This window comes from Nostoc sp. (assembly GCF_036917455.1).
GTDB lineage: Bacteria > Cyanobacteriota > Cyanobacteriia > Cyanobacteriales > Nostocaceae > Nostoc.
In genome coordinates this window covers 1-5,553 of record NZ_JBALDK010000250.1, presented here as the reverse complement: position 1 = coordinate 5,553, position 5,553 = coordinate 1, and the positions used below count along the sequence as shown (strand labels likewise).

At 40.9% G+C, this 5,553-nt stretch carries 5 protein-coding genes; 2 read left to right on the top strand and 3 right to left on the bottom strand.

What is annotated here, in order from left to right:
• Nucleotides 1-461: 461 nt before the first annotated feature.
• The 3 genes from V7K42_RS27415 to V7K42_RS27405 form a co-directional block, all read right to left on the bottom strand.
• Nucleotides 462-1,550, bottom strand: coding sequence for a Gfo/Idh/MocA family protein (locus V7K42_RS27415; RefSeq protein ID WP_334920663.1), 1,089 nt, complete (start codon nucleotides 1,548-1,550; stop codon nucleotides 462-464).
• A 32-nt stretch (nucleotides 1,551-1,582) separates the two neighbouring features.
• On the bottom strand, nucleotides 1,583-2,050 hold the full coding sequence (locus tag V7K42_RS27410) for a DUF4870 domain-containing protein (protein ID WP_334920661.1): 468 nt from the start codon (nucleotides 2,048-2,050) through the stop codon (nucleotides 1,583-1,585).
• A gap of 184 nt (nucleotides 2,051-2,234) precedes the next feature.
• Entirely contained in the window at nucleotides 2,235-2,369 is a 135-nt protein-coding gene (locus tag V7K42_RS27405; RefSeq protein ID WP_334920660.1) for a hypothetical protein, read from the bottom strand.
• Nucleotides 2,370-2,419: 50 nt separating this feature from the next.
• On the opposite strand from V7K42_RS27405, the gene V7K42_RS27400 reads away from it, so the two are divergent.
• Together V7K42_RS27400 and V7K42_RS27395 are read left to right on the top strand one after the other, a co-directional pair.
• A complete protein-coding gene (locus V7K42_RS27400; RefSeq protein WP_334920658.1) occupies nucleotides 2,420-3,910 on the top strand; it encodes a BamA/TamA family outer membrane protein in 1,491 nt (496 codons plus the stop codon).
• Nucleotides 3,911-4,283: 373 nt separating this feature from the next.
• Nucleotides 4,284-5,306 (top strand): isopenicillin N synthase family dioxygenase, encoded by a 1,023-nt coding sequence (locus tag V7K42_RS27395; RefSeq protein WP_334920656.1) that lies wholly within the window; start codon nucleotides 4,284-4,286, stop codon nucleotides 5,304-5,306.
• Nucleotides 5,307-5,553: the final 247 nt, after the last annotated feature.

Genomic DNA, 5,553 nt, shown 5'->3' with positions numbered 1-5,553 from the left:
ATTTTTTTCCTTCATCCTCCTCCCCATAACTGCTGACTTTTGTCAAATTTTGTATTAAGAAAGATGTTTATAATGGATAGCTTTCCAAGGGGGGAACTGGAATCAAAGTCCCCCTTTTTAAGGGGGATTTAGGGGGATCTGAAATGTTTTGCTACCAACGAGAGGACTTTTCAAACATCCTCTAAGAGGTTGAATGAACAAGTGTTTGGGACTTCCAAATAAAAAAATACTCAAAAACCTGACGAAAAAACTCTCTCCTCCTCATTCCTCTGTGTTCTCTGTGTCTCTGTGGTTCGTTTCATTGGGTAATTTATTTCTTGGAAGTCCTTTCGCTGTGACTTTAGGCACTTTGAGATCCCCCCTAACCCCCGATCAATTGGGGGGAACCAGAATCAAAGTCCCCCGATCAATTGGGGGATTTAGGGGGATCTAAAATTTTTGATACCGACAAGAGGACTTGTTCATTCATCCTCTAAGCTAGGTACATCGACCCAACTTGCTTTTGTATGAGATTCATGGGATAAATCCATCAACAACTGAGAATAAATACCTTCTCGTAGTGATGGTGTAATTTCCTGATTGCGTTCAATTCCTTGTATCCATTGGTCTATTACGCGGATAAATGCCGAAATGCGCCCATCAGCATAATTTTTCGGGAAAACTAGCCGATTCGGTATTTCTATTTCCGTTAAGGGTTTACCTGGCTGGGAACCCCAAACCCGAAAGCCGTGGATATAATCTTTTTGATTTTCACTGCCTACAATTAATGTACCGCGATCGCCATATACTTCTACCCAATGGGTTCTTGATGCATGAACAACCGCGCTGATAGAAAGTTGACAAGGTGTACCATTTGCTAATTCCAGCGTTAATATACAGTTGTCATCTGTATTCACTGGCTTAGATTCTCCACTCACAGGGTCAACTCGTGTAGGAATCGCAGTACTTAAATGGGCGTTTAATCTCCGAACTGGCCCGAATAACCAGTGAATGTAATCGAAGACGTGGGAACCCAAAGATCCTAATGCACCACCTCCTTTTTCTTTGTCAGAATACCAATTCCAAGGGCGTGAAGTATCAGCACGAGAAGAACCTAACCAATCAATTTTAATTAAGCGTAACTCACCCACATAATCTTGTGACAATAATTCAGCAAATAATTGCCATGCTGGGACAAAGCGAAATTCAAAATCTACAGTCGCAATTACGCCTTTTGCTTTCGCTAACTGATAAAGTTCTTTAGCTTCAATTACATTTAAGGTTGTCGGTTTTTCTAGCAATAAATGTTTCCCAGCTTGCAGTACAGTTTTTGCCATTTCATAGTGCAAAAATGGCGGCGTAGAGATACTGACTGCTTGCACTTCTGGTAATGCCACAATATCAGCCAGGGAGTCGGAGGCGTGGGGGATATTATGGGATTCTGCTATGGCTTTGGCTTTATTTATATCTCGGTGATAAACAGCAACTACCTCAGTCTGAGGATGCGCTTGGAATCCGGGGATGTGGACTTTTTGACCAAATCCAGTACCTGCGATCGCAATTCCAATCATCTAATTTTTATTCCCATACTTATGTGATTTTATTATCGTAAAACTCTAATTGTAAAAGGGTAACGATAATGCTCACCCTTGTAAGCTTTTACAGAGGCAAATGTAACTATAAACGATTGGAGTATGAGTTTGAACGAAAATAGTGACACGAGTCCAATTAATAAGCCATCTAAAGTGTTTTTTATTTCATGGGCTGAACCATTATTAGTCACAACTAGACTCAAGCTAGTTATTAACAAAATTAAGGATATTGCTATAACAATCAAGGTATATAATGTTAAAGAAAATTGAAAATTCAAGGATTCTTTGCCTTGTAAATCAATCCAGGGATATTTTACTTTTTTAAAGCGCCAAATCAGGAGGGGGGCTAAAAGATTTAAAGGTAAATATAAAGGGATGCCAAGAAATACTAAAAAAACCAATAACATCCATCCTAACAAAGCCGATAAATGACACAACACCGCCCAGATACGCATTTGTTGTTTAGGTTTTTGTCTCATGGCTTTTTATATGTAGGTGGATTTACCAGATAGTTCCCCACTTTAATTATCTACAAAAAAGCTAAAAAAGAGCTTAAAAGCTGAGTATTTGTCTGTCATAGTTTTTGGGAAGAGGTTCTATTTCCCAGACTATAGCCTCTTGTGGCAGTAGCGCAACTTCAAAACTTTTGAGAACTCAATCGACTTAAGCGATGGCGTAACCGCCTGTTCGGGGCGATCGCAACTTGAAAACAGTCTGACGGTTTATACTGAGTACTGGCGAAACAAGCAACCGGATTTTGGCATCCTCAATAGCAAGGCTAATATAGAACTTACGCAAAAGAGAACCGCTCTATGCTGTAAACTTAATAACACCAACGGATTTTCAATATGCGAGTTCAAATAACTGTAGTTGCGATCGCAGTAATGTTAGTAGGTGGTAAAAATCCACAGGCCCTTGCAGACTTGCAACCTTCTACTGAAGATGGCGCTAGTGGGATTGTGACACTAGAAGCTACAAACCAAATAGGGGGAGGGTATGCCAAATATGGTGATTATATAGGAGCGAGTTTAGGAAATAGCCAGACCCTGGAAATTTCCCAAAAAGTTGTCAAAGATATCCAAATACGTTTTACTAATGAAAAAGGTCTGCCAATCAGAGGGCGAACTCAGAAAGATTTTATCATTGGTTTGCTGAAACTCAAACCAGGTCAGATATTCCGTGAAGATTTACTTCAAGCAGACTTGCAACGATTGAGGAGATTAGAGTCATTCAATCAAGTCAATGTTTACCCTAAAGAAGATGCTTTCGGTGTTAATATTCTTTATGCAATCAAAGAGCGTAGCTTCCCTTCTCTCATCTTAGGAGGCGGTAATAACGATGACGTTGGGCTATACGGTCGGGTTGGTTATAGAGATGAAAATGTTAGCGGTCTGAACGATAAACTAGATACAGTTTTGCAGTTCAGCACTAAAGATGTCCAATTTGACGGTCAATTCACCAGTCGTTATCGTTCTGAAGAACCAAACCGTTTAGGCTATAGCATTAGAGGTTTTCGTAGTCGAAACACATCGGGAACCTTCAACGACGATATCAGATTGGCTGACGGCAGCAAAGTGCGAGAAGGAAGATTTGGTGGTTCTGTGGCGCTTTTACGATCTTTTGATGAATGGGATACATCTGTAGCGCTTAACTATACCAGAATTAGTCTACGCGATGGAGACTATAATGTTGTCCAGGTCGATAGATTGGGGAGTCCTCTATCTGTGAGCGGCACTGGAATTGATGACCTATTTACAGTATCATTTGCTGTATCGAGAGATCAACGCGATCGCCGAGACAATCCCACCCAAGGATCAATTCTCACCTTCAGCACAGAACAAGCGATTCCCATTGGACTGGGGAATATTTCCAGCAACCGCTTACGGGGAGACTATATTCAGTATTTTCCAGTCAGTTGGGTAGGGAATGGTAGACCAAGCGACAATCCCGAAATGTTGGCAATTAATTTACAAATTGGTACAACTATTGGAAACTTCCCACCAGCCGATGCTTTTAATATTGGCGGAATAGATTCTGTCAGAGGTTACGGTTATGGTAAAGTTGCCAGTGGTCGGAGTTATGGTTTAGCTTCCGTGGAATATCGCTTCCCAATTTTTCAATCAATAGGCGGAGTTGTCTTTACTGACTTCGGCTCAGATTTCGGGTCTAGTGACAGCGTGCTAGGAGAACCAGGAGTGCTGCGAGGAAAACCTGGAAGCGGCTTTGGTTACGGCTTAGGATTGCGGGTCAACTCAACCTTTGGGCTAATTCGAGGCGACTTAGGAATTAGCGACCAAGGAGAAGTTAGATTTGAAGTTACTACAGGTCAGCGATTTTAATTCCATTAGTTTTTACTTAGTCAAGTATTTCATTAATTCGTAGCGGATTTAGTTTGACAATATCCTGCATTGTTAATGCAGTGGCTTGTTATGTTAATGCGGTGACTTGTTATTTTAATGCGGTGGCTTGTTATGTTAATGCGGTGACTTGTTATATTAATGCAGTGACTTGTTATGTTAATGCAGTGACTTGTTATGTTAATGCAGTGACTTGTTATGTTAATGCAGTGACTTGTTATATTAATGCGGTGACTTGTTATAGGATTACTATTTGATTTTTGAACAAAATTAGGTATTGTAGTCTTGTAGGGTGTGTTAAAACGGAGTTCGTAACGCACCATTTATAGAGTGTTTGGTGCGTTACGCGCTGAATATGAAAAACTTGCAACTTGTGGAAAAAGAGTTTTCATCTGTCCCGATTATTGATATCAGCGCCTTGGTTTCTAGAAAAGGAAATCTTTATTCTGTTGCATCTCAGATTAAACAAGCGTGTCGAGAATCAGGGTTTTTCTATATTATTGGACATGGTGTAGACGAAAGTTTGCAACAGAGACTCGAAGAACTCAGCCGCCAGTTTTTCGCGCAAGATTTGGAAACTAAACTGAAAATCCGCATGGCTTTGGCTGGTATTGCATGGCGAGGTTATTTCCCCGTTGGTGGCGAACTGACATCCGGTAAACCCGACTTGAAAGAAGGTATTTACTTTGGCGCTGAACTCCCAGACGAACACCCACTAGTGCAAGCTGGTACTCCTATGCATGGTTCTAACCTGTTCCCCGCTAACATTCCTCAATTTGGCGAAACAGTGCTTGAATATATGGAGGCGATGACAAATTTGGGGCATACTCTCATGACTGGTATAGCCTTGAGTTTGGGATTAGAAGAATCCTATTTTGCTGACCGTTATACTTCAAATCCTTTAGTATTGTTTCGCATCTTCAACTATCCTCCTAATTTATCACCATCAGATGGTAAACCGATCTGGGGTGTTGGCGAACATACTGATTATGGCGTTTTAACCATTCTCAAGCAGGACGACTCAGGCGGATTACAGGTTAAATCCAAGTCAGGTTGGGTTGCTGCGCCTCCCATTCCCGGTTCCTTTGTCTGCAACATCGGCGATATGCTAGATAAAATGACGGGTGGTTTGTATCGTTCTACACCTCATCGTGTACAAAACCAGTCCCAAAATCATCGCCTTTCATTCCCTTTCTTTTTCGATCCCAATTTCGATGTAGAAGTGAAGCCCATTGAATTAGATAATATAGTGGCGAATGATAATATAAGCGATCGCTGGGATCAGTCTAACATTCATGATTTTCGCGGAACTTATGGTGATTATGTATTGAATAAGGTGTCTAAGGTTTTTCCAGAATTGCGGCGAACAGTATTATAGAGTTTGAAGCCATTTTTCTTTGCTGAGTCCCTTTTTGGATAGGTTCTTATATTTCAAATGCGCGGAAGGGTAGGTGTACAAATTTCACAGCCCCAAAAAGTGCTTCTATCTCAACACCAGCAAGCATTTCACCGAATCATCGCCCAATTATCATCCGCGCAATCTCTGAAATGCTTATCAAAACACGATTTCAGCTTTTAAATTTTCACTCTAGACAATTGGGGAATGGGGAACAGGGAATTTATAG